The organism is Actinocrispum wychmicini, from assembly GCF_004345645.1.
GTDB classification, from domain to species: domain Bacteria; phylum Actinomycetota; class Actinomycetes; order Mycobacteriales; family Pseudonocardiaceae; genus Kibdelosporangium; species Kibdelosporangium wychmicini.
Window position 1 is genome coordinate 49,621 of record NZ_SLWS01000005.1, and the last position, 22,880, is coordinate 72,500.

Consider the following 22,880-nt stretch of genomic DNA (forward strand, 5'->3'; position numbering starts at 1 on the left):
ACGGGCTTCCCGGGGCCATTCCCCCCCATTCCCCAACATCACCGATAGACTGGCCCCGGGGTCGCCCCCCGGAGAGGGTGGGGGCTGCTTGCGTATCCAGTGCGGGGCTGGGGGTGCCCTGTGGCTAAGTATTTGCTGTGGCGGGTCGCTCAGGCCGTTGTCGTGGTGTTCGTTGTCACGATTGTTGTCTTCTTTCTCCTGCACCAGCTTCCCGGTGGGCCGGCTCGGGGCATTCTCGGGATTCAGGCCACCGCGGAGCAGATTCAGGCGTTCGAGCACGAGCAGGGGTTGGACCAGCCGTTGCCCGTCCAGTACTTCCACTTTCTCGGGCGGTTGCTGTCCGGCGATCTCGGTGAGTCGTACCAGCTGAACCAGCGGGTCGGCGACCTGATCGCGGCTCGGCTGCCGAGGACCCTCGTGCTCACCGTTCTGTCTACTTTGGTCTCTTTGGTCATCGCCGTTCCGCTGGGTATCTGGCAGGCCGTCCGGCGCAACCGGCCGACCGACTACGTGCTGAGTGTGTTGGCTTTGTTGATGTACTCGACGCCGGTGTTCCTGGTCGGGTTCATTCTGCTGATCGTGTTCGCCCTCAACTGGGGGATCTTCCCGGTGGAGGCGCCACAGGCCGAGACGTTGGGTGGGATTTTCGCGGACTCCAAGGCGTTGATCCTGCCCGTGCTCACCGGGGCCACCACCACGGTCGCGATCTTCAGCCGTTACCTTCGATCGTCCGTTGTGGACAATCTGGATGAGGACTATGTCCGCACCGCACGGGCGAAGGGTGCTTCCGAGGCGCGGATTCTCCGGCGGCACGTGCTCAAGAACTCGTTGACGTCCGTGGTGGCCATGCTCGGCTACTACCTTCCGGTGTTGTTCGGTGGCGCGCTGGTCATCGAGAAGTTGTTCAATTTCCCGGGGATGGGGTTGTTGTTCTGGAATGCCGCGCAGACCTCGGACTTTCCCATTCTGCTCGGCGTGGTGCTGATGATCTCGGTGGCGACCGTGGTGGGGTCGCTGCTGGCGGACGTGGCGCAGGCGCTGATCGATCCGCGGACCCGGCGGGTGCGGACATGAGCGGGCCGACCGCGCGCAGGCTGAACAGGTTCCTGCGCAACAAACTCGCCATTGTCGGCTTTGTGCTGCTGGTGCTGCTGCTGGCGTTCTGCTTTCTCGGACCGCTCTTCTACCACACCGAGCAGGTGCTGACGTCGCTCGGCGAGGGCCGGTTGAAGCCTGGTGCCGCCGGCCATCCGTTGGGCACCGACGACCTTGGCTACGACCTGCTCGGCAGGCTCATGCTGGCCGGGCAGACGTCGCTTGTGATCGGGTTGGCGGCCGGCGTGCTGGCGACCTTCATCGGCACGTTGTGGGGCGCGGTCGCCGGCTATACGGGCGGTTGGGTCGAAGCGGTGATGATGCGGGTCGTCGACGCCGGGATCGCCATTCCCGCGTTGTTCCTGTTGGTGGTGGCCGCGGCGATCAGCACGCCGAGTGTGCCGATGCTCATTCTCGTGATCGGCTTCGTTTCGTGGCTGGTGCCCGCGCGGTTGATGCGGGCCGAGTCGGTCGCACTCAGGAGCCGCGCCTATGTCGAGGCGATGCGGTTGATGGGCGGCGGGAACATTCGGGCGATTGGCCGGCACATCATTCCGAATGCGATCGGCACGGTCATCGTGAACGCGACTTTCCAGATCGCCGACGCCGTTCTGCTCGTCGCCTATGTGAGCTTCCTGGGATTGGGGATCCCGCCGCCCGCCGCGAACTGGGGCGGCATGCTCAGCGACGGCCTGACATACGCGCACGACGGCGCTTGGTGGCTGATCCTGCCGCCCGGGTTGCTGATCGTGATGACCGTGTGCGCGTTCAATTTCATCGGCGACGGCCTGCGGGACGCGTTCGACGTGAAGTTCGGGGGCCGTTGATGGATGTCGTACTTGAGTTCGACGCCGTGTCCGTGGGATTCGGGCAGGCACGGGCCACCGACAAGGTGAGTTTCGCGGTACGCAAGGGCGAGGTCGTCGCCGTGGTTGGCGAGTCCGGCTCGGGAAAGAGTGTCACGGCGATGTCCGCGCTCGGGCTGCTGCCGCGCAACGCCTGGTCCGAAGGCGGCATCCGGCTCGCCGACAACGAGATCCTCGACCTGGACAACCGGCGGATGCGGGCCCTGCGCGGCAACGAGATCGCCATGATCTTCCAGGAACCGATGACCGCGCTCAGCCCGGTGCACACAATCGGCTGGCAGCTCGACGAAGCCGTCAAACTGCATCAGAACCTGTCAAAGGAGAAACGGACCGCCCGCGTCAAGGAACTGCTGACTCTCGTCGGACTGGACCGGCCCGAAGCGCGGATGAAGCAGTACCCGCACGAACTGTCCGGCGGAATGCGACAACGGGTGATGATCGCCATGGCCATCTCCTGCGACCCCAAGGTGATCATCGCGGACGAGCCGACGACCGCGCTGGACGTGACCGTGCAGGCCGAGATCCTGGATCTGCTGCGGGAGCTGCGCGACCGGCTCGGCACCGCGATCGTCCTGATCACCCACAGCATGGGCGTGGTCGCGGACCTGGCCGACCGCGTGGTCGTGATGTACGAGGGCAGGCTCGTCGAGCAGGGCGACGTCGACGACGTCCTGCTGCGGCCGAGCCACGAGTACACCCGCCGGTTGCTCAAGGCCGTGCCCCGGCTGGGCAGCGGAACACGGCAGGCCAAGGACACCGAGCCTGTGCTCAGGGTCCGTGACCTGGTGGTGTCGTTCGGCGGGCACCGGGCGGTCGACGAGGTCACGTTCCAGATCGGCAAGGGCGAGGTCCTCGGCCTGGTCGGCGAATCCGGGTCCGGCAAGACCACGGTCGGCCGGTGCGCGGTCGGCCTGCAGAAGCCGACCGCTGGCCGGATCGAACTGTTCGGCAACGACATCGCGAAGATGTCCGCGCGCGTGTTGAAGCCGGTGCGGGCCAGGATCGGCATGATCTTCCAGGATCCAGCGTCCTCTTTGGACCCACGGATGACTGTGGCCGAGTGCGTTGCCGAGCCGCTCGTCCTGCACAAAGCCCACAACCGCACCGACCGGGTCAGCGAACTCCTTGACGCCGTCGAGCTCGGGAACGCTCTGCGTGACCGTTACCCACACGAACTGTCCGGCGGGCAACGGCAACGGGTGAGCATCGCGCGGGCACTCGCCCTCAACCCGGACCTGCTCATCGCCGACGAGCCGACGAGCGCGCTGGACGTGTCGGTACAGGCCAGCATCCTGGAACTGTTCCTCGACCTGCAGGAACGGTTCGAGTTCTCCTGCCTGTTCATCAGCCACGACCTGGCCGTGGTGGATATGCTGGCCAACCGGGTCGCCGTGATGCACAAGGGAAGAGTCGTCGAACAGGGCAGCCGGGCCGACGTTTTCGGCGCTCCCCAAGAGGACTACACGCAGAAGTTGCTGTCCGCCGCGCCCGTGCCGGACCCGGCGGAACAGCGGGAGAGGCGGGTCAGCCGCGGATGACCGAGCACAACGCCGCGACCCCGTCGGCGTCGGTCTCGAAGCGGTCGAACCCTTCGGGCACACCGACACCAGCGAACGACACCGCACCGTCGGCGTCCCCGCGCACCGGCGCCCGCACCCCAGCGTGGATGTCGGAGACCCCGGTCGCCTCGATGACCTGCAACGCGTTCGACGCACGGACACCGCCGCACGCCATGATCTCGATCCGGCCGGCGGCCTGTTCGACCAACGCCTTGATCACCGGCGCCCCGGCCAGCGCGGACCGCTGCCCGCCGGACGTCAGCACCCGCTTGAACCCCAACTCGATGGCCTGGTCGAGCACCCGTTGCGGCGACGCGCACACGTCTATCGCGCGGTGCAGCGTGACCGGCTTGTCCTCGGCGGCGTCGATGAACTCCTCGCACGCCGCCATGTCCAACAGCCCGTCCGACCCCAACGCGCCGACCACCATCCCGGTGACCCCGGCCCGGTCGGCCCCGCGGATGTCCCGCACCATCACCGAGATCTCGTCCTTCGAGTACCGGAAGTCGCCGGGCCGCGGCCGGATCAGGGCGTGCACCTCGGTGGTCCCGGCCCGAATCGCGGCCAGTTCCTGCAACGCGAAACTCGGCGTCAGACCGCCGTCGGACAGCGCCCCGCACAACTCCACGCGGTCCGCGCCATGCCGTGCGGCGATCCGCACCCCGTCCACCGATTCCACACTGATCTCTACCCGCACACCTGCGAGTATCCAATGAGCTGGATCGGGGTGGACATCGGCGGTACCAAGATCCAGGCCGTGCGCTGCGACGACGACCTGCGCGTACTGGACAGCCGGCGGGCGGAGTCGCCGCCCGGCGGGATCCTGGACACCGCTCTCCGCCTGGCGCGTGAACTTCAGCGCGACGCCCAGGGCATCGGGGTGGGCGCGGCCGGCGTGATCGACCCGAGGACGGGCGAGGTCACCACGGCCAGCGACTCGTTCCCCGGGTGGCAGGGCACGAAACTGGCGGACGTCGTCGCCGACGCGCTCGCGTTGCCGGTGGTCGTGGACAACGACGTGAACGCCTTCCTGCACGGCGAAGCCATGGTCGGCGCCGCGCGGGGTTACCGGCACGCGTTCGGCATAACCGTCGGCACGGGCATCGGCGGCGCGTTGATCAGCGACGGCGTCCTGCTTCGCGGGACGAGCGGTGGCGCGGGAGAGATCGGCCACACGCCGGGGTTCGGCGACGAGCCGTGTACGTGCGGCGCGCGCGGGCATCTGGAGTCGGTCGCCTCCGGACGGTCGATCGGCCGTCGCTACGGCGCGGGCGTCGAAGCCGCTCAGGTCGCGGCCAGGGCGCGGGCGGGCGACGAGGCCGCGTTGCGGGTCTTCCACGAGGCCGGGGCGGCGTTGGGCCAGGCGATCGCGGTCGTCGCGACCGTCCTGGACAGCGAGATCGCGGTTCTCGGCGGCGGTGTCCTGGCCGCGTGGGACCTGCTCGGACCGTCCTGCTGGGCGACGGTCCGGGCCTCGGTCCTGGACACGAACGCCGGCCTGCTGATCGAGCCCGCCCGCCTGGGCGGACACGCCGCGGCCATCGGCGCGGCGGCGCTGGCTCAAGCCGCTCACTAGGCGTGCTTCAGCGACCACTGGTAGGGGTGCGACTCGCCTCACAGCTAATTCGTTTGATGAAGGCCCCGCCGAAGCGCATGCTTGTATCTAGCAAGTAGTTGGATGACGCAAGCAATCAGAGGGTGAGATGGTCGCTCCTCCCGGTGAGGTCACCACGCCGAGTACCGCCGATATTGAGTTGGGCGCTCGGGTGGGGAACGCCATGATGGGTCTCAACCGACAGTGGGCCGCGGTCGCGGCCCAGTTGGCGAAGCTGGGGATCGACCGGACATCGATGATGCTGTTGGGGGCGTTGACCAGCATCGGACCGGCCCGGTCGAACAGTTTGGCCGAGGCGGTCTACTCCGATCCGTCGACGATCAGCCGGCAGGTCGCCGCGCTGGTCAAGGACGGTCTGATCGAGCGGCGAGCCGACCCGGCCGACGGGCGGGCCAGCCTGCTGGCGGTCACCGACAAGGGCCGCGAGCTCCTGGAGACCCGCCACCGGCAGAAGAGCTGCTCGATCGCGCGCATGTGGGCGCACTGGCCGGTCGATGACCGCGAGCGGTTCATCGAACTGCTCGAACGGTTCGTGGCCGAACACGAGCGCAACATCGCGAACTTCATCAACGAGTGCGTGCAACCCGAGTCGCGCGCCGAAGGAGAAAACTGATGTCAGACCAGGCAACAGCCGCCGCTGGGGCAGCCCCCGCGCGGGCCGGCGCGCTGAGCCACCGGCAGATTCTGACCATCCTGTCCGGACTCATGCTCGGCATGCTGTTGGCCGCCCTCGACCAGACGATCATGGGATCGGCGATGAAGACCATCGCCGACCAGTTGCACGGTCAGACCCTCCAGGCCTGGGCGACCACCGCGTACCTGATCACGGCGACCATCTCGACACCGCTGTACGGCAAGCTCTCGGACATCTTCGGGCGCAAGCCGATGTACCTGACCGCGATCTCGGTGTTCCTCGCCGGGTCACTGCTCTCCGGCATCGCCTCGTCGATGTACGAGCTCGCCGCGTTCCGCGCCGTGCAGGGCCTCGGTGCCGGTGGTCTGATGTCGCTGGCGCTGGCGATCATCGCGGACATCACCTCGCCGCGGGAGCGCAGCCGCTACACCGGTTACTTCATGGGCGTCTGGGGTCTGTCCAGTGTGGCCGGCCCGTTGATCGGCGGCCTGTTCGCCGGCCTGGACACGTTCGCCGGCATCACCGGGTGGCGCTGGGTGTTCCTGCTGAACGTGCCGATCGCGCTGCTCGCCATGGTCGTGGTGACGAAGTTCCTGAACGTGCCGCACAACAAGGTGACGCAGCGGATCGACTTCTGGGGCGCCGGCGCGCTGGTGCTTGGCCTGGTCCCGCTGCTGATCGTGGCCGAGCAGGGCCGCGAATGGGGCTGGGGCTCGGGCGCCTCGATCGCCATGTACGTCATCGGTGCCGTCGGCCTGGTGGCCTTCGTGGTGGTCGAGAAGTTGATGGGCGACGCGGCGCTGCTGCCGATGCGGCTGTTCCGGCGTCCGGTGTTCTCGATGGTGAACGTGATCAACTTCATCATGGGTATCGGGATGTTCGGCATGATGATGTCGCTTCCGCTCTACCTGCAGATCGTCAAGGGCGCGACGCCGACCGAGTCCGGCCTGATGAGCCTGCCGATGATGTTCGGCATCATGGTGTCGGCGATGAGCAGCGGCCGGATCACCTCGCGGACCGGCCGGTACCGGGTGTTCCCGATCGTGGGCCTCGGCGCGACCGCCGCGGCGCTGTTCCTGTTCGCGCAGATCACCACGACCACGCCGCTGCCACTGACCATGTCGATCATGTTCCTGGCCGGCATCGGCCTTGGCCTGTGCATGCAGAGCCTGCTGCTGGCCATCCAGGCGGACGTCCCGGCCAAGGACATGGGCGTGGCGACCTCGTCGGCGACGTTCTTCCGGTCCATCGGCGGCACGGTCGGCACAGCGGTGTTCCTGTCCATCCTGTTCGGCGTGGTCGGCGACCGGATCGCCGCCGCGTTCGCCAGCGCCCGGACCGACCCGGCGTTCATCGCGGCCATGCAGAACCCGGCGAACGCCGGCGCGGTGAAGAGCATCCAGGGCGGGGCCGGTCTCGACCTGAACGACACCACGTTCCTCGCCCACATGGACCCGGCGCTGTCCCGGCCGATCCTGGACGGGTTCGCCAGCTCGCTGGACACGGTGTTCACCGTCGGCGGGATCGTGCTGCTGGTGGCGTTCGCGCTGATCTGGTTCGTCAAGGAGGTCCCGCTGTCCAACAAGTCGGGCATCCAGCGGGCCGCGGCCGAGGAGGACAAGGACGCCGTCCCCGCGGTGGCCATGCACTGAGCTTCCCACCACGAAGAAGAAGGCCCCCGGCCGCGGCCGGGGGCCTTCGCCGTCGGCTCAGTGGCCGGGTTCGGCCTTCAGACGTTCGTAGGAGCGGTGGATCTCCGCCTCGGCCTCGGCCCGGCCCACCCAGGTGGCGCCCTCCACGCTCTTGCCCGGCTCCAGGTCCTTGTACACCTCGAAGAAGTGCTGGATCTCCAGCCGGTAGAACTCGTTGAGGTGGTGGATGTCGCGCAGGTGCTCCGAGCGCGGGTCGTCCGCGGGCACGCAGAGGACCTTGTCGTCGCCGCCCTTCTCGTCGGTCATCCGGAACATGCCGATCGCCCGGCTGCGGATCAGGCAGCCGGGGAAGGTCGGCTCCTGCACCAGCACGAGCGCGTCCAGCGGGTCACCGTCCTCGCCCAGCGTGTCGTCCACGAACCCGTAGTCGGCCGGGTACTGGGTGGCGGTGAACAGCGTCCGGTCCAACCGGATCCGTCCCGTGCTGTGGTCCATCTCGTACTTGTTGCGTACGCCCTTGGGGATCTCGATCGTGACGTCGAACTCCACGCGCCTGTCCTCGCTAGCTCATCATCGCTGGTCGGTGTTCGCTACTAGTCTGGCCTAAAACGTGCGCTCGGCCGGCATCACGGCGGTCGGTGACCGATGTGATGTTGGACAGGAGGACGGAGTGGCTGTTCAGGACCACCCCGAGTGGCCGACCGCGGACAACGACGTCCCGCCGGACAGACCTGCCCACGAGGACCCTGAAAGCCTGGAAAAGACCCCTGACGCGGAGCGGACGGTGATCGCCCAACCGGTCCCGAAACCCGACAGATCCCCGCCGGACGTGCCCGAAGTCACGACCGGCCCGCCGCGGAGCCCCAACGGCGCGACCTCGAACGCCGAGAAGACGGTGATCGCCAGGCCGGTGGCCAAGCCGACCGGGCCGGACCGGACCGTTGTGGCCAGGCCGGTGCCGGAACCGCCCCGATCCGCTGAGCAGACTGTCGTAGCCCAACCAGTGGCGAAACCCACACGGCCGTCCTTGTTCACTGAGGACTCCACCAAACGCATCGCGCTGCCGGACCTCTTCCCCACGGTCGACCTGGACACCAGCACGAAGACCAGCGGACCGCCGCCTGTCGACGCGACCCAGCCGACCACCAAACCCGGCCCGCAGCAGACCCAGCCCGCGGCCATGCCCCCCGCGCAGCAGACCCAGCCGGTGGCCAAGCCGTCCGTGCCCCGGCGCCAGCCGGAGCCCGCCTACCAGCAGGGTTATCCGCCGCCGGAGCCGCCGCGGGCCGCGCCCATGCGCATCGAGCCCAGGCAGGCGTCCACCCCACCGCCGCCACCACCGCCACCCGAACCTGCCGTTGTCGACGACGACGAGCCGCCGGCGAAGCCGAAGTCACGCCGCAAGGTGTTGATCATCGTGGGCGCGGTCGTGGTGGTCATCGGGCTCGCCGCCGCGGCCGTGTTCGCTGTGCCGGGCCTGCGGGCCAAGCTTGGGCTCGGCCCGTCCGAGCCCGCTGTCGTGATCCAGCCGCCGCCGGCTCCGGTGGCGTTCAGCCCGTCGTTGCACGCGCCCAGCGCGGACGCGCCGACACCGACACCGGACGGCGTGAAGAACGCGCTGGCCGGTCCGGCGGGTGTGGCCGCGCTCGGCACGCTGAACGGGACTGTGTTGGACCCGGCCAGTGGGACCGTCCTGTGGGACCAGCGGGCGTCGAACCCGATCACCCCCGCGTCCACCGCGAAGATCCTCACGTCCGCCGCGGCGTTGTTGAAGATGGACCGCGGCCAGCAGTTCGTGACCAAGGTGGTGGCCGGCAAGGACCCGGGGACCGTGGTGCTCGTCGGCGGCGGCGACCCGACCCTGTCGTCGTTCCCGGCCGGCCGGAACTCGGTCTACCACGGCGCCGCGCGCCTCGACGACCTGGTCGCCCAGGTGAAGGCGAGTGCCGGCGGCAAGGTCGGCCAGGTGTTCTTCGACGTCTCCCGGTACGCCGGCGACGGCATGGCCCAGGGCTGGCTGCCGGGTGACGTGGCCGGCGGCTACATCACGCCGATCGTGCCGCTGATGATGGACGGCGCCCGGCAGGACCCGACCAACATCGACAGCCCGCGCACCGGCACCCCGGCCAAGGCGCTCGCCGCGGAGTTCGCCAAACGCCTTGGCACGACCGTCGCGCCGAACCCTCAGGTCGCCGCACCCCCCGACAGCAAGGTGCTCGGCGAGGTCAAGTCGGCGCCGCTGGCCGAGCTGGTCGACAACTACCTGCAGATCTCCGACAACGTGCTCGCCGAGACGGTCGCGCGCGAGGTGGCGAAGACCGTCGGCGAGGAGCCGTCGTTCGCCGGGGTCAGCCGCACTACGTTGAAGATATTGCAGGACAACGGTTTTGACACGGCCGGCTCGACGCTGGTCGACGGCAGTGGACTATCCACTTCGGACCGCGTGACGCCGAGACTGCTGGCGTCGGTGCTCGCGGTCGCGGCCGGCCCGGACGGCAAGGACCCGCGGACCGCCAAGCTCCGTCCGCTGCTGGGCGGCCTGCCGGTCGCGGGCGGCAGCGGCACCCTCGAGTCCCGGTTCGGCCCGAACAGCCCGGGGACCGGCGGCCGCGGCTGGGTCCGGGCGAAGACGGGCACTTTGTCGGGGGTGAACTCGTTGGCCGGAGTGGTGCTGGACGCGGACGGCCGGGTGCTGGTCTTCTCGATGATGACCAGCGGCACGGACTCCAACGCGGCCCGCCCGGCCCTGGACGCGGTCGCGGCCCAACTCAGAGCCTGTGGCTGCAGGTAAGCTCGACCAGGTAACACCCTTTGACTTGGTCAACATCCTCGACTTGGTCGCGCCGGTCATCTACGCACCGCGACACGCCCGACATCGCCCCAGCCCAGGCGGCGGCCGGCCCAGAGCGAAAGATGTCGGTAGCGTGGGGCGGGGTGGAAATCACCGGCTGAAGGCGACCAGGTCCGTCCGAGCGGAGCGAGGACAATGAACACCGCGACGGAGATCAACGGCGACACGGGCTCGCCGGTGGACTGGGCGTTGGCCATCTCCACCGGGCAGCGGCTGGTGCGCCGTGGGCCGGCGGTCCCGATGGCCGAGGCGGAGAACGCGGTGCGGGAGCTGCGGGAGATCACCGACGTCGCCGAAGGGCACGTCCGCGAGCTCACCGGCCTCGGCGAGGGCCTGCCGTTGCCGCCCGGCGAGGTGGTCGACCGGCCCGGCTGGATCAGGGCCGCCGCGGAGGGCCTGTCGGTGCTCACCGACGGCGCGTTGCCCCGGTCGTACGAGGGCCCTGTCGGTGCTGTCATGTCCGGCAGCGCGGGTGTGCAGGCCGGGATGGTGCTGGCGTTCATGGGCGCCCGCGTGCTGGGTCAGTACGACCCGTTCAACGGCGGTCGGCTGCTGCTCGTGGCGCCGAACATCATTGGCGCGCAACGGGCGTTGGACGTCCCCGCGCGTGACTTCCGGATGTGGGTCTGCCTGCACGAGTGCACCCATCGGCTGCAGTTCACGGCGGTGCCGTGGCTGCGCACGTACTTCGCCGGCGAGGTCACGAAGTTCCTGTCCGGCATGGACGACACCGCGGCGAGCGCGCTCAACCGGCTGCCCGAGGTGATCAGGCAGGCGCGCAGCCGGTCGTTGGACAACAGCACGTCGAGCGGTCCGGTCGCGTTGATGGAGCTGCTCCAGTCGCAGGACCAGCGGGAGGTCTTCGACCGCCTGATCGCGCTGTCCACCCTGCTGGAGGGCCACGCGGACTTCGTCATGGACGACGTCGGCCCGGCCGTGGTGCCGACGGTCGACGAGATCCGCAGCCGGTTCACCGAGCGCAGGCGCGGCGGCGGGTTGCTCGACCGGGTGCTGCGGACCCTGCTCGGCGTGGACGCCAAGGTCAAGCAGTACGCCGCCGGCGCCGCGTTCACCAGGCACGTCGTCGGCGAGGTCGGGATGGCCGGGTTCAACGCGGTGTGGACGTCGCCGGACACGCTGCCCCGCCGCGCCGAGATCACGGACCCCGAGGCATGGCTGCGCCGAGTGCGACCCTGACCGTCCGCCGAGCGGTTCGAGATCTGCTGAAGACCGCCGGCCCGACCAAGGTCGCGGTCGCGGTGTCCGGAGGCGCTGACTCGTTGGCGTTGGCCGCTGCCGCCGCGACCCTCACCGACGTCACCGGCCTCGTGGTGGACCACGACCTGCAGGCGGACTCCGCCCGGGTCGCGGCGAACACCGCCGACCAACTCCGCACGCTCAAGATCGACACACGCGTGCTCAAGGTCGAGGTCGGCACGAAAGGCGGACTGGAGGCCGCGGCGCGCGCCGCCCGGTACGCGGCGTTGCGCGAGGCCGTGCCGGACGGGTTGATCTTGTTGGGGCACACCCTGGACGACCAGGCCGAGACCGTCCTGCTCGGCCTGGGCCGCGGCTCTGGCCCCAGATCCATCGCGGGCATGCGCGCGCTCGACCCACCGTGGGGCCGTCCGCTGCTCGGCATCCGGCGGGATGTGACCGAACAGGCATGCCGCGAGCTCGGGCTCGACCCGTGGCGTGATCCGCACAACACCGATTCCCGGTTCACCCGGGTGCGGCTGAGGCACGAGGTCATCCCCCTGATGGAGGAAGTTCTGCACGGAGGTGTCGCCGAGGCCCTGGCGCGGACCGCCGGGCAGCTCCGGGACGACCTTGAGGCGCTCGACACACTGGCCGCCGATGTCCGGAAAGCCGTGATCGACGAGGGAACCCTGCTGGTCGCCGGCCTCGCCGAGCAGCCGGCCGCGGTCCAGCGGCGGGTGCTGCGCGGCTGGCTGAAGGACGCCGGAGTGCGCGACCTCACCGACGGCCACCTCCGCTCGGTCGCCGCTCTCGTGGGTGAATGGCGTGGTCAGGGCGGTGTGTGGTTGCCGGGCGGCTTTGTCGCCCGCCGCCGGCATGGCAGGCTCTGCGTACTACCGCCCGGCAGTGCCGGTTGAGGCCCATCTGAGAGGGGAAGGCGTGTACGACGGCGACATCGCCTCCGTGCTGATCACCGAGCAAGAGATCAACGAGAAGATCGCCGAACTCGCCAAGCAGGTGGCCGACGACTACCCGGCCGGCGGCGCGCGTTCGGACCTGGTCCTCGTCGGGGTGCTCAAAGGCGCCGTGATGTTCATGACAGACCTGGCCAGGGCGATGCCGATCCCCGTCCAGCTGGAGTTCATGGCAGTTAGCTCGTATGGCTCGGCCACCTCGTCGTCCGGCGTGGTGCGGATCCTGAAGGACCTGGACCGCGACATCGCCGGCCGGGACGTGCTGATCGTCGAGGACATCATCGACTCGGGGCTGACCCTGTCGTGGCTGCTCAAGAACCTCGCCTCGCGCAACCCGGCCACCCTGCGGGTGTGCACGCTGCTGCGCAAACCCGACGCGGTGATGGTGGACGTCCCGGTCGAGTACGTCGGCTTCGAGATCCCGAACGAGTTCGTCGTCGGGTACGGCCTGGACTACGCCGAGCGGTACCGCGACCTGCCGTACATTGGGACATTGGACCCAGCGGTCTACTCGTCCTGAGGAACCCCTCAGAATCGCCGGGAACACCGGGTCGGATCCGGCCGTTACATCCGTGTCCGGTCGGGTGACGCGCTACCGTCCGTAACTGGGTGCGTCGTGGGCTGGATGTGGGCGGTACGCTGGTTGGACCGGATTGCCCCGCCGGTGCGGGTAGTGGGGCCACCACTACCCGATAAGCAAGTCAGGGAGGGTCGAGGCCGCCCGGCGGCCGTAAGTGAATGGACCGCAAGCGACTGCTCCGTAACCCGCTGCTGTGGATACTGGCGGTGTTCCTGCTGTACCTCGCGTTCAGCACGATCTTTGACGACACCCGTGGATACGCCCAGGTCAGCACGAGCCAGGCGATCACACAGATCAACACCGGGAATGTCGACAAGGCGACGCTGGAGGACAAGGAGCAGCAGCTCAAGCTGACCCTCAAGGATCCGAGCAAGGCCGACGGCCAGAAACAGGTCTTCACGTTCTTCCCGGGTGGGAGCAGCACCGCCGAGGTGTTCAACCTGCTCCGGACGAACAACGTGAACTTCGACACGAAGGTCACCCAGGAGTCCTTCCTCTCCCAGATCCTCCTGTTCGCGATCCCGCTGGTGCTGCTGGGACTGCTGTTGCTCTGGATGATGAACAACGTCCAGGGCGGCGGGAACCGGGTGATGAACTTCGGCAAGTCCAAGGCGAAACAGCTGAACAAGGACATGCCCAAGACCACCTTCGGCGACGTGGCCGGTGTCGACGAGGCCGTCGAAGAGCTGTACGAGATCAAGGACTTCCTCCAGAACCCCGGCCGCTACCAGGCGCTCGGCGCGAAGATCCCGAAGGGTGTGCTGCTCTACGGCCCGCCCGGCACGGGCAAGACGCTGCTCGCGCGCGCGGTGGCCGGCGAGGCTGGGGTGCCGTTCTACACGATCTCCGGCTCCGACTTCGTCGAGATGTTCGTGGGTGTCGGCGCCTCCCGGGTGCGTGACCTGTTCGAACAGGCCAAGCAGAACGCGCCCTGCATCATCTTCGTCGACGAGATCGACGCGGTCGGCCGCCAGCGTGGCGCCGGCCTCGGCGGCGGCCACGACGAGCGCGAACAGACCCTGAACCAGCTGCTGGTCGAGATGGACGGCTTCGACGCGCGCGGCGGGATCATCCTGATCGCCGCGACCAACCGGCCGGACATCCTGGACCCGGCGCTGCTCCGGCCGGGCCGGTTCGACCGGCAGATCCCGGTGTCGGCGCCGGACCTGACCGGCCGCCGCAAGATCCTCGAGGTGCATGCCAAGGGCAAGCCGATGGCGCCGGACGTGGAGTTGCTCAGCCTCGCCAAGCGCACGGTCGGCATGTCCGGCGCGGACCTGGCGAACGTGCTGAACGAGGCGGCGCTGCTGACCGCCCGCCAGAACGGCTCGGTGATCGACGGCATCGCGCTGGAGGAGTCGGTCGACCGCGTGATCGGCGGCCCGGCCCGCAAGAGCCGGATCATCTCCGAGAAGGAGAAGAAGATCACGGCCTACCACGAAGGCGGGCACGCGCTGGCCGCGTGGGCCATGCCCGACCTGGAGCCGGTCTACAAGCTGACGATCCTGCCGCGTGGCCGGACGGGTGGGCACGCTCTGGTCGTCCCCGAGGACGACAAGGGCCTGATGACCCGCTCGGAGATGATCGCGCGCCTGGTGTTCGCGCTCGGTGGGCGTTCGGCCGAGGAACTGGTGTTCCACGAGCCGACCACGGGCGCGTCGTCGGACATCGACCAGGCCACCAAGATCGCCAAGGCGATGGTGACCGAGTACGGCATGAGCGCCCGACTGGGTGCCGTGAAGTACGGCCAGGAGCAGGGCGACCCGTTCCTCGGCCGGTCCATGGGCCACGCGCCGGACTACTCGCTGGAAGTGGCGCACGAGATCGACGAGGAGGTGCGGGCGCTCATCGAGGCCGCGCACACCGAGGCCTGGGAGGTGCTCAACACCTACCGGGACGTGCTGGACGACCTCGTGGTCGAGCTGCTGGACAAGGAGACGTTGCAGCGCAAGGACCTGGAGCGGATCTTCTCCCGGGTGGAGAAGCGGCCCCGGATCACCGCGTTCAACGACTTCGGCGAGCGCGTCCCGTCCGACAAGCCGCCGATCAAGACCCGCGGCGAGCTGGCGATCGAACGCGGCGAGCCCTGGCCGCCGCACACCGAGGAACCCGAGCCGACCCCGGTCGGTGCCCTCGGCAGCGCGACGGACACCCAGAAAGAGGCCAACGCCAGCAACGGCGCACTGCCGAACGGCCTGCCGCCGGCGTACAGCCCACCGACCTACGGCTCGGACCCGTTCAAGGAGCAGAGCCGACCCGGTGGCCCGCCGAACTACGGCGCGCCTCCCGGCTGGCGCCCGGCGACCTCACCGAACCGGGACCCCGAGGATCGGGACGGTAACCGCTGAACAACCCTCCGTTGTCCCCGAACGGAGTGGCTGCCACCACCGGCAGCCACTCCGTTCGGCGTGTATTCGACCAGGAACGCGCCGAGAAAGCCGTCCGCGAACTACTGCTCGCCTGCGGCGAGAACCCGGACCGCGAAGGCCTCGCCGACACCCCCTCCCGGGTAGCTCGGGCGTACCGCGAGATGTTCGCGGGCCTGTACATGGACCCGGATTCGGTGCTGGCCAAGACCTTCGACGAGAGCCACGAGGAACTCGTCCTGGTCACCGACATTCCCATCTATTCATTCTGTGAACACCACCTTTTGCCATTCCATGGCGTCGCGCATGTTGGCTACATTCCCAATGAGCACGGCAAAGTAACCGGACTGTCCAAAGTGGCCCGTTTGGTGGACGCCTATGCCAAACGGCCGCAGGTGCAGGAGCGGCTGACCTCCCAGATCGCCGATTCGCTTGTCCGGACGCTTCAGCCGCGTGGCGTGATCGTGGTGATCGAGGCCGAGCACCTGTGCATGGCGATGCGGGGGGTGCGCAAGCCCGGGTCGCGGACCACGACTTCGGCTGTGCGGGGGCAGTTCAAGACTTCGGCGTCGTCGAGAGCTGAGGCGTTGGACCTGATCAAGGCGCGTCGATGACCAAGCACCGGCTGTTGCCTCGGCCGGGTCGTTGCGTGGTGATGGGCGTGCTGAACGTGACGCCGGACTCGTTCTCCGACGGCGGCCGGTACTTCACCATCGATGACGCGCTCAAGCACGGGCGTGAGATGTGGGCGTTGGGCGCGGATCTGGTGGATATCGGCGGGGAGTCGACGCGGCCGGGGGCTCAGCGGGTCGAGGTCGACGTCGAGATCGCGCGGATCGAGCCGGTGATCACGGAGTTGGCGGGCGCGGGCGTGCGGATCAGCGTGGACACCATGCGCGCGCGGGTTGCTGAGGCCGCGCTCGAAGCGGGTGCGGTGATCGTGAACGACGTGTCCGGTGGGCTGGCGGATCCGGACATGGCGCGGGTCGTGGCGGACGCGGGTGTGCCGTGGATCCTGATGCACTGGCGTGGACACAGCAAGGACATGAACTCGCTCGCCGACTATGCCAACGTTGTGGCGGAGGTCCGGGACGAGTTGTGCGCCCGGGTCGACGCGGCGCTCAGGTCCGGGGTGGCGCAGGACGCCATCGTGATCGACCCGGGGTTGGGGTTCGCCAAGCAGGCCGACCACGACTGGGCTTTGTTGCGGCACCTGGACACGTTCCTCGACCTGGGTTTCCCCGTGCTGGTTGGGGCGTCGCGCAAACGTTTCATCGGGCGGTTGTTGGCGGCCGTGGACGGCACCCCGAGGCCGCCGGACGGACGTGAGGACGCGACCGCGGCGATATCCACGCTCGCCGCGGCGAAAGGTGTGTGGGGTGTGCGCGTGCACGATGTCGCGCGATCGTTGGACGCGGTGCGGGTGGTCGCCCAATGGGGCTGAAGGACCAGATCACGCTGACGGGACTGCGCGTGCGCGGCAACCATGGCGTGTTCGAGCACGAGAAACGCGACGGCCAGGATTTCCTCGTCGACATCAGGGTGTGGATCTCGCTGGACGAGGCCGCCAGGACCGACGACCTGACCAGGACGCTGCACTACGGCGAACTGGCCGAAGGGGCGGCGGCGATTGTCGCCGGGCCGGCGCGGGACCTGATCGAGACCGTGGCCGGGGAGATCGCCGACATGGTCCTGCGGGATGAGCGGGCGCACGCCGTGGAAGTGACCGTCCACAAGCCGGCCGCGCCGATCCCGTTGACGTTCGCGGACGTGGCCGTGACCGTGCACCGGGAGCGCGGATGACCGTCGCGGTGTTGTCCGTCGGGTCCAACATGGGTGACCGGCTCGGCCACCTGAAGTCCACTGTGGACGGACTGCCGGTGGTGGCCGTGTCGCCGGTGTACCAGACCGCGCCATGGGGCGTGACCGACCAGGACGACTTCCTCAACGCGGTGCTCGTCGTCGCGGCAGATGACGTCGACGAGTGGGGCTGGTTGCGTCGGGCGCACGAGCTGGAGAACGCGGCCGGGCGGGTCCGCGACAGGCGGTGGGGGCCGCGCACGCTCGACGTGGACATCGTTACGGTCTCCGGCGTGACCAGCGACGATCCCCGGCTCGAACTGCCGCATCCACGGGCGCACGAGCGGGCGTTCGTGCTGGTGCCGTGGCTGGCCGTGCGGCCGGACGCGGAGCTGCCCGGACACGGCCGGGTCCGGGACCTGGTGGCGGCACTGCCCGCGGCCGAGGTCGACGGCGTGCGGCTGCGCGAGGATCTGACGCTGGAGGCTGTGTGAGGTTCACCAGGCCACGGGACCTGGCGATCGCCGGGCTGCTCGCGGGGATCGTGCTGTACGTGATCATGCGGTCGGCGTACGGCTCGCTGCCGCCGCTGCCCACATTGGCCGGTGTGACGCTTGTCGTCGTCGCCGCGATCGACGTGGTGCTCGCGGTCTCACTGCGGGCCAGGATCCGTCGCAAGAGCGGTCGTCCGGTGGAGGCGCTCACCGCGGCTCGCGCGGTCGCTTTGGCGAAGGCGTCGTCCCTGTTGGGCGCGATCATGCTCGGCGCCTGGGTCGGCGTGCTCGCGTATGTGTTCCCCAAGCGGTCGGACATCGTCGCGGCGGCGAACGACACGACGAGTTCGATCATCGGCGCGCTCTGCGCCGCCGCCCTGATCGCCGCCGGCCTGTGGCTCGAACACTGCTGCCGAACACCGGACGATCCGGACGAACCGAAAGACCGTTGAGCGCTTCGTTACGGGGATTGACCGAATTCGAGCGACACGACTTGGTCTCGGACCGGTAACTGACCGGTACGGTGTACGCCATGACCAGCCGTGCCGTCTCGACGCGCGATGGCAGCAGGGTGCCCAGCACGGCTCGCCTGTTGCTGGGCGGCGCGCTGGTGCTGGGTTTCGGCGCCACCATCGTCCTGGTGATGAGCGACGACGCCCGGTTCCTCAAGTTGGGCATCGTGGCCGCGCTCTGGGCGGCCCTGCTGGGCGTGTTCCTCGCCGCCCGGTTCCGCCGGCAGGTCAGCGACGGCGCCGACAACGCCGCCGACATGCAGGCGGTCTATGAGCTTGAGCTGGAACGCGAGATCGCGGCCCGCCGGGAGTACGAGCTGGAGCTGGAGGCGGAGGCCAAGCGCAAGGCCGATGACGAGTCCAGGCAGGACATCGAGGCGTTGCGGACCGAGTTGGGCGCGTTGCGGGAAACCCTGCAGTCCCTGTTGGGCGGCGAGGTGCTCGTCGAACGGCTCGCCCTGCAGGCGACGCGGATGCGTTCGATCGGTGACGACGGCTCGCAGCTGCCCCGGCAGAACCAGGTGAAACGCCTCAACGCGAGCCCGCGTGAGCAGGTCGTCGTCCCGTCCGAGCCGCAGACCGAGCTGATGGAACGGGTGGTCGAGCGGCCGCACCAGCCGTCGCGCCGGCCACCGACGCAGCGGTCGCAGCGTTCGGAGCGGTCGGCGCCGCGTGAGCCGGACCGTCCGGTTCGCCCGTCGGTGGTACCCCGCGAGCAGCGCGTCGACCCGTCCGACCCGGGGTCGGGGTGGTGGGAGCCGGTCATTCCGCCTGGTCACGCCACCCCACGCCAGGAGGCCTACCACCGGCCGGTCGCCGGTGACCCGGGCCAGAGCCTCGGCGAGGGCCTGGACCCGAACTGGACGCCGTCCTGGGAGCGGAGCAATCCCGCCCAGCCGGGCCGTCCACCGCGGCCGCCCAAAGCGCCACAGGCCAGCCAGCCGTTGCCCAAACGCCCGCAGGCCAGTCAGCCTCTGCCGACCCCGCCGCAGGCGAGCCAGCCGTTGCCCACGCCGGCGGCGTCGCCGCAGGCCCGTCCCACGGACGCCATCACCAGGGTGCAGCCGCCGGTGAACGAGTCGCCTCGGGTCGAGGCGGCGACCCGCGTGCAGCAACCCGTCGCCGAACCACTACCGCCGCCTCCGCCACCCGCCGAGCGGCGTCGCCCCGACGACACCAGTGGCGGTCGCCGCCGCGCACCGGAGTCGGAGGCCGTCCCGCCGGGGCGCCACGCCGAACCGCCGGAGGAGACCGCGGGTGGCGGCCGTCGGAGGCGTGCGGAGGACGCGCCGTCCTGGCAGGACAGCCTCGGCGCCCGCACCACCGGAAGCCACGCCAAGCCAGCGCCACCGGCCGAGCCGACCGGTTCGCACACCGAAGGCCGCTCGGTGAGCGAACTGCTCGCCGCGCACGGAACGACGGAGAACCCGCGCCGCCGTCGCCGCCGCGAGGACTGACCACCCGCCGGTGCCGCCCCAAAACCGCGCCGCAGGCTTGGCCGCGCCGACACCAGCCCCCGCTTGGCCGCGCCGGTCATTTACGCCCCAGAACACGCCCGACATCGCCCCGAGCCCAGCGGTGGCCAGCCCCGAGCGAAGATGTCGGTAGCGTGGGCTGGGGTGGAAATGACCGGCTGAAGGCGGCCAAGCGCGTCCGAGCGGAGCGAGGACAAATCAAACACCGCCAAGCGCGTCCGAGCGGAGCGAGGACAATCAGACACCGTGACGGTTGAGGAGTCGGGGGTTCGGCAACGGCCGAAGCCGCGTCGGTTCACGGTGCTGCTGCCCGTTGTCGGATTGATCGTCCTCAGTCTGTGCGGGTTGGGGGTGTTCGCGTACCTGACCGCCCGGGTGGGGTTGGTCGCCGAACTCATCGGGTTGGGCGCCGCGTTGCTGCCTGTCGTGCCTGTCGTCGCCGTGTTCCTGTGGATCGACCGGTGGGAGCCGGAGCCGGCCAAGCTGCTGTGGCTGGCGTTCACGTGGGGCGCGTTCGGGGCGACGTTGACCGCGCTGCTGATCAACAACACCGCCGCGGTCGTGGGCGACCTGCTGCTGGGGAAGGGCGGCGGGGACACGGTCAGCGCGGTGGTGTCCGCGCCGCTCATCGAGGAGGCCGCCAAGGGCGCCTTCGTGCTGGCGATCTTCCTGCGGCGGCGGCACGAGTTCGACGGGGTGGTGGACGGGATCGTCTACGGCGGGATGTGCGCCGCCGGGTTCGCGTTCACCGAGAACGTCTACTACTTCGGCCGGATCTTCGTCGAGCACGGATTCGGCCACACCGGTGTCATCGGCGCGTTCATCCTGCGCGGCGTGCTGGCCCCGTTCACCCATCCGTTGTTCACGGTGATGACCGGCATCGGCCTGGGTGTCGCGGCGACCACGACCAGACGCGGGATCCGGATCGCCGCTCCCATCGTCGGCTACGTGATCGCCGTCGGCCTGCACGCCCTGTGGAACGCCGCGGCGACGCTGGGCAACGCCAGGACGTTCCTGAACGTGTACTTCCTGATCATGGTCCCGGTGTTCGTCGGGGCCGCGGCGCTGGTCCACTGGGCGCGTAAGCGGGAGCAGCGGATCGTCGCGGCGGCCCTGCCCGAGTTCGTCCGGGAGGGCCTGGTCGCGGCGAGCGAGACAGAGCTGCTCGGCAGCCTGCGGCGGCGGCTGGAGTGGCGCCGGCGGATCCGTCGCAAGTACGGGCCGGTGGCCGCGCGGGCGGTCGCGGACTACCAGGTCACGGTCACCGAGTTGGCATTCGCGCGGGCCAGCCACAACGGCCGCGAAGAGGAGTACACGAACGCGGTCCGCGTGGCCCGCGCCACTGCGGTGCGGGCGGCGTCAGGACACTGACTACCCTCAAAGCTCGTCGCTGCCGCCAGGAGGAGATGACTTGCTATGAGCCGCCCCGCGCGCCTCGGAGTGGGCGTGGTGTCCGCCGGCCGGGTGGGTGTGGTGTTGGGTGCCGCCCTGGCCAGGGCCGGTCACGCCGTGGTCGCCGCGTCCGGGGTCTCCCGGGAGTCGGTCCGACGGGCCGAGGAGATGCTGCCGGGGGTGCCGCTGCTGCCGCCGGACGAGGTGGTGAGCAAGGCGGACCTGGTGCTGTTCGCGTTGCCCGACGACGCGCTGTCGGGGATGGTCCGCGGGCTCGCCGCGACCGGCTCGCTGCGGCCCGGACAGATCGTGGTGCACACGTCCGGCGCGTCCGGCGTCGAGGTCCTCGGCCCGGCCGCCGACCATGGCGCGTTGCCGCTGGCGCTGCATCCCGTGATGACGTTCACCGGCCGTCCGGAGGACCTGGACCGGCTGACGGCCTGCTCGATCGGGATCACCGCGGCCGACGGCGACGACACCGCGTGGAACGTGGGCGAGGCGCTCGTCGTGGAGATGGGCTCGGATCCCGTACGTGTCCCGTCCGCCGCCCGTCCGGCGTACCACGCGGCCTTGACGCACGGCGCGAACCACCTGATGACGTTGGTCGGCGACGCGGTGGAACTGTTGCGGCGGGCCGACATCGGCACACCCGAGCGGCTGATCGGCCCGCTGTTGTCGGCGGCACTGGACAACGCGCTGCGGCACGGCGACCGCGCGCTGACCGGCCCGGTCGCCCGCGGCGACGCCGGGACCGTCCGCAAACACATGGAAGTGTTGCGGGACAAGGCACCTGAGATGCTGCCGGCGTACCGGGAACTGGCCAGGCGGACGGCGTACCGCGCCGCCGACAGCGGACTGCTGCGCGCGGATCTCGCGCCGGACGTGTTCGACGCCATCAACGAGGAGCGCTGAGTGACCGCCACCCCCCAGTTCACCCGCGGCCGGCTGCACGTGCACAGTGACCCGCAGGACGTCGTCCGGGTCACCCGCGCGCTGCGGGCGACCGGCAACAAGATCGTGCTCGTGCCGACCATGGGCGCCCTGCACGCCGGCCACCGCGAGCTGATCAGGCGCGCCCGCAACATCCCGAACACCATCCTGGTGGTGTCCATCTTCGTGAACCCGTTGCAGTTCGGGCCGAACGAGGACCTGTCGCGCTACCCGCGGCCGTTGGAGGCGGACCTGGCGGCCTGCGCCGAGGAGCGCGTGGAGATCGTGTTCACGCCTGAGCCGCACCACATGTACCCGCCGGGCTCGCAGGTGACTGTCCACCCTGGACCGTTGGGTGCCGAGCTGGAGGGGGCTGTGCGGCCGGGGCACTTCGAGGGTGTGCTCACGGTCGTGGCCAAGCTGTTCAACATCGTGCGGCCGGACTACGCGATGTTCGGCGAGAAGGACTACCAGCAGCTCGTGCTGGTCCGGCGGATGGCCGCGGACCTGGACATGGAGACCAGGGTGGTCGGGGTGCCGATCGTGCGCGAGTCCGACGGGCTGGCGATGTCGTCCCGGAACGTGTACCTGAACGAGGCTGAACGCCGGAGCGCGGTCGCGTTGTCCGCGGCGCTCACCGCCGGCGCGCACGCGGGGCGTGAGGGAGTGGAAGCGGTACGGAAGGCCGCCCTCGCGGTCCTGGCCGGCCACCCCGAGGTCGCGGTGGACTACCTCGAGGTACGGGACCCCGAGCTCGCCGACCCGGGCGAGCAGGGCGCGGCGCGGCTGCTGGTCGCGGCCAAGGTGGGGACCACCAGGCTGATCGACAACACCGGGTTGTGGCTGGGCGAACCGCCCGAGCCCGACCAGTAGAGGGGGTCTGTC

22 protein-coding genes are annotated in these 22,880 nt (G+C 69.5%); 20 read left to right on the plus strand and 2 right to left on the minus strand.

Annotated elements, in window-relative coordinates; all coding sequences use genetic code 11:
* The first annotated feature begins 120 nt into the window (after positions 1-120).
* The 3 genes from EV192_RS22175 to EV192_RS22185 are packed head-to-tail and all read left to right on the plus strand — an operon-like array spanning position 121 to position 3,499.
* Positions 121-1,074, plus strand: a complete 954-nt coding sequence (locus EV192_RS22175; RefSeq protein WP_165960544.1) for an ABC transporter permease — start codon at positions 121-123, stop codon at positions 1,072-1,074.
* Positions 1,071-1,922 (plus strand): ABC transporter permease, encoded by an 852-nt coding sequence (locus EV192_RS22180; RefSeq protein ID WP_132118390.1) that lies wholly within the window; start codon positions 1,071-1,073, stop codon positions 1,920-1,922. The genes EV192_RS22175 and EV192_RS22180 overlap by 4 nt, the downstream gene beginning before the upstream one ends.
* Positions 1,922-3,499, plus strand: coding sequence for an ABC transporter ATP-binding protein (locus tag EV192_RS22185; RefSeq protein WP_132118391.1), 1,578 nt, complete (start codon positions 1,922-1,924; stop codon positions 3,497-3,499). Before EV192_RS22180 ends, EV192_RS22185 begins: the two co-directional genes overlap by 1 nt.
* Here EV192_RS22185 and EV192_RS22190 read toward each other — a convergent pair.
* Entirely contained in the window at positions 3,486-4,217 is a 732-nt protein-coding gene (locus EV192_RS22190; RefSeq protein ID WP_165960545.1) for a copper homeostasis protein CutC, read from the minus strand. The genes EV192_RS22185 and EV192_RS22190 overlap by 14 nt on opposite strands.
* 15 nt (positions 4,218-4,232) lie before the next feature.
* Here EV192_RS22190 and EV192_RS22195 point away from each other — a divergent pair, with 15 nt between their 5' ends.
* From EV192_RS22195 to EV192_RS22205, 3 genes are all read left to right on the plus strand, one after another.
* On the plus strand, positions 4,233-5,096 hold the full coding sequence (locus EV192_RS22195) for an ROK family protein (protein ID WP_132118395.1): 864 nt from the start codon (positions 4,233-4,235) through the stop codon (positions 5,094-5,096).
* A gap of 127 nt (positions 5,097-5,223) precedes the next feature.
* A complete protein-coding gene (locus tag EV192_RS22200; RefSeq protein WP_132118397.1) occupies positions 5,224-5,748 on the plus strand; it encodes a MarR family winged helix-turn-helix transcriptional regulator in 525 nt (174 codons plus the stop codon).
* Positions 5,748-7,421, plus strand: a complete 1,674-nt coding sequence (locus EV192_RS22205; RefSeq protein ID WP_132118399.1) for an MDR family MFS transporter — start codon at positions 5,748-5,750, stop codon at positions 7,419-7,421. The genes EV192_RS22200 and EV192_RS22205 overlap by 1 nt, the downstream gene beginning before the upstream one ends.
* 57 nt (positions 7,422-7,478) lie before the next feature.
* On the opposite strand, the gene EV192_RS22210 is transcribed toward EV192_RS22205, so the two are convergent.
* Positions 7,479-7,970, minus strand: a complete 492-nt coding sequence (locus tag EV192_RS22210) for an inorganic diphosphatase (RefSeq protein WP_132118401.1) — start codon at positions 7,968-7,970, stop codon at positions 7,479-7,481.
* 121 nt (positions 7,971-8,091) lie between these two features.
* On the opposite strand from EV192_RS22210, the gene dacB reads away from it, so the two are divergent.
* From dacB to panC, 14 genes are all read left to right on the plus strand, one after another.
* Positions 8,092-10,212, plus strand: a complete 2,121-nt coding sequence (dacB, locus tag EV192_RS22215) for a D-alanyl-D-alanine carboxypeptidase/D-alanyl-D-alanine endopeptidase (RefSeq protein ID WP_132118403.1) — start codon at positions 8,092-8,094, stop codon at positions 10,210-10,212.
* Between the two features lie 195 nt (positions 10,213-10,407).
* Entirely contained in the window at positions 10,408-11,469 is a 1,062-nt protein-coding gene (locus EV192_RS22220) for a zinc-dependent metalloprotease (RefSeq protein WP_132118405.1), read from the plus strand.
* Positions 11,445-12,389 carry a tRNA lysidine(34) synthetase TilS gene (gene tilS, locus EV192_RS22225; RefSeq protein ID WP_132118407.1) on the plus strand — a complete coding sequence of 315 codons (945 nt, stop codon included), beginning with the start codon at positions 11,445-11,447 and terminating at the stop codon, positions 12,387-12,389. Before EV192_RS22220 ends, tilS begins: the two co-directional genes overlap by 25 nt.
* Before the next feature lie 22 nt (positions 12,390-12,411).
* Entirely contained in the window at positions 12,412-12,966 is a 555-nt protein-coding gene (gene hpt / locus EV192_RS22230; RefSeq protein ID WP_132118409.1) for a hypoxanthine phosphoribosyltransferase, read from the plus strand.
* Positions 12,967-13,184: 218 nt separating this feature from the next.
* Complete coding sequence (gene ftsH, locus EV192_RS22235) at positions 13,185-15,374, plus strand: ATP-dependent zinc metalloprotease FtsH (protein WP_132118411.1); 2,190 nt, start codon at positions 13,185-13,187, stop codon at positions 15,372-15,374.
* A gap of 26 nt (positions 15,375-15,400) precedes the next feature.
* On the plus strand, positions 15,401-16,006 hold the full coding sequence (folE, locus tag EV192_RS22240; RefSeq protein ID WP_132118413.1) for a GTP cyclohydrolase I FolE: 606 nt from the start codon (positions 15,401-15,403) through the stop codon (positions 16,004-16,006).
* Positions 16,003-16,836, plus strand: a complete 834-nt coding sequence (gene folP, locus EV192_RS22245) for a dihydropteroate synthase (protein ID WP_243726997.1) — start codon at positions 16,003-16,005, stop codon at positions 16,834-16,836. Before folE ends, folP begins: the two co-directional genes overlap by 4 nt.
* Complete coding sequence (folB, locus tag EV192_RS22250) at positions 16,833-17,195, plus strand: dihydroneopterin aldolase (RefSeq protein WP_132119710.1); 363 nt, start codon at positions 16,833-16,835, stop codon at positions 17,193-17,195. The genes folP and folB overlap by 4 nt, the downstream gene beginning before the upstream one ends.
* Positions 17,192-17,686: a 2-amino-4-hydroxy-6-hydroxymethyldihydropteridine diphosphokinase gene (gene folK / locus EV192_RS22255; RefSeq protein ID WP_132118415.1), complete on the plus strand. Its 495-nt coding sequence runs from the start codon at positions 17,192-17,194 to the stop codon at positions 17,684-17,686. The genes folB and folK overlap by 4 nt, the downstream gene beginning before the upstream one ends.
* On the plus strand, positions 17,683-18,138 hold the full coding sequence (locus EV192_RS22260; RefSeq protein ID WP_132118417.1) for a DUF3180 domain-containing protein: 456 nt from the start codon (positions 17,683-17,685) through the stop codon (positions 18,136-18,138). Before folK ends, EV192_RS22260 begins: the two co-directional genes overlap by 4 nt.
* Positions 18,139-18,218: 80 nt before the next feature.
* Entirely contained in the window at positions 18,219-19,655 is a 1,437-nt protein-coding gene (locus tag EV192_RS22265) for a DUF6779 domain-containing protein (RefSeq protein WP_132118419.1), read from the plus strand.
* 264 nt (positions 19,656-19,919) lie between these two features.
* Positions 19,920-21,044: a PrsW family intramembrane metalloprotease gene (locus tag EV192_RS22270; RefSeq protein ID WP_243726998.1), complete on the plus strand. Its 1,125-nt coding sequence runs from the start codon at positions 19,920-19,922 to the stop codon at positions 21,042-21,044.
* A gap of 45 nt (positions 21,045-21,089) precedes the next feature.
* A complete protein-coding gene (locus EV192_RS22275) occupies positions 21,090-21,977 on the plus strand; it encodes a Rossmann-like and DUF2520 domain-containing protein (RefSeq protein WP_132118421.1) in 888 nt (295 codons plus the stop codon).
* Positions 21,978-22,868: a pantoate--beta-alanine ligase gene (gene panC / locus EV192_RS22280; protein WP_132118423.1), complete on the plus strand. Its 891-nt coding sequence runs from the start codon at positions 21,978-21,980 to the stop codon at positions 22,866-22,868.
* The last annotated feature ends 12 nt before the right edge of the window (positions 22,869-22,880 follow it).

What these genes read in the sequence shown, in the direction of transcription:
- EV192_RS22180 (WP_132118390.1), top strand. Translation starts at nt 1,071, where the DNA reads ATGAGCGGGCCGACCGCGCGCAGGCTGAACAGGTTCCTGCGCAACAAA.
- EV192_RS22185 (WP_132118391.1), top strand. Translation starts at nt 1,922, where the DNA reads ATGGATGTCGTACTTGAGTTCGACGCCGTGTCCGTGGGATTCGGGCAG.
- EV192_RS22195 (WP_132118395.1), top strand. Translation starts at nt 4,233, where the DNA reads ATGAGCTGGATCGGGGTGGACATCGGCGGTACCAAGATCCAGGCCGTG.
- EV192_RS22200 (WP_132118397.1), top strand. Translation starts at nt 5,224, where the DNA reads ATGGTCGCTCCTCCCGGTGAGGTCACCACGCCGAGTACCGCCGATATT.
- EV192_RS22205 (WP_132118399.1), top strand. Translation starts at nt 5,748, where the DNA reads ATGTCAGACCAGGCAACAGCCGCCGCTGGGGCAGCCCCCGCGCGGGCC.
- EV192_RS22220 (WP_132118405.1), top strand. Translation starts at nt 10,408, where the DNA reads ATGAACACCGCGACGGAGATCAACGGCGACACGGGCTCGCCGGTGGAC.
- tilS (WP_132118407.1), top strand. Translation starts at nt 11,445, where the DNA reads ATGGCTGCGCCGAGTGCGACCCTGACCGTCCGCCGAGCGGTTCGAGAT.
- ftsH (WP_132118411.1), top strand. Translation starts at nt 13,185, where the DNA reads ATGGACCGCAAGCGACTGCTCCGTAACCCGCTGCTGTGGATACTGGCG.
- folP (WP_243726997.1), top strand. Translation starts at nt 16,003, where the DNA reads ATGACCAAGCACCGGCTGTTGCCTCGGCCGGGTCGTTGCGTGGTGATG.
- folK (WP_132118415.1), top strand. Translation starts at nt 17,192, where the DNA reads ATGACCGTCGCGGTGTTGTCCGTCGGGTCCAACATGGGTGACCGGCTC.
- EV192_RS22265 (WP_132118419.1), top strand. Translation starts at nt 18,219, where the DNA reads ATGACCAGCCGTGCCGTCTCGACGCGCGATGGCAGCAGGGTGCCCAGC.
- EV192_RS22275 (WP_132118421.1), top strand. Translation starts at nt 21,090, where the DNA reads ATGAGCCGCCCCGCGCGCCTCGGAGTGGGCGTGGTGTCCGCCGGCCGG.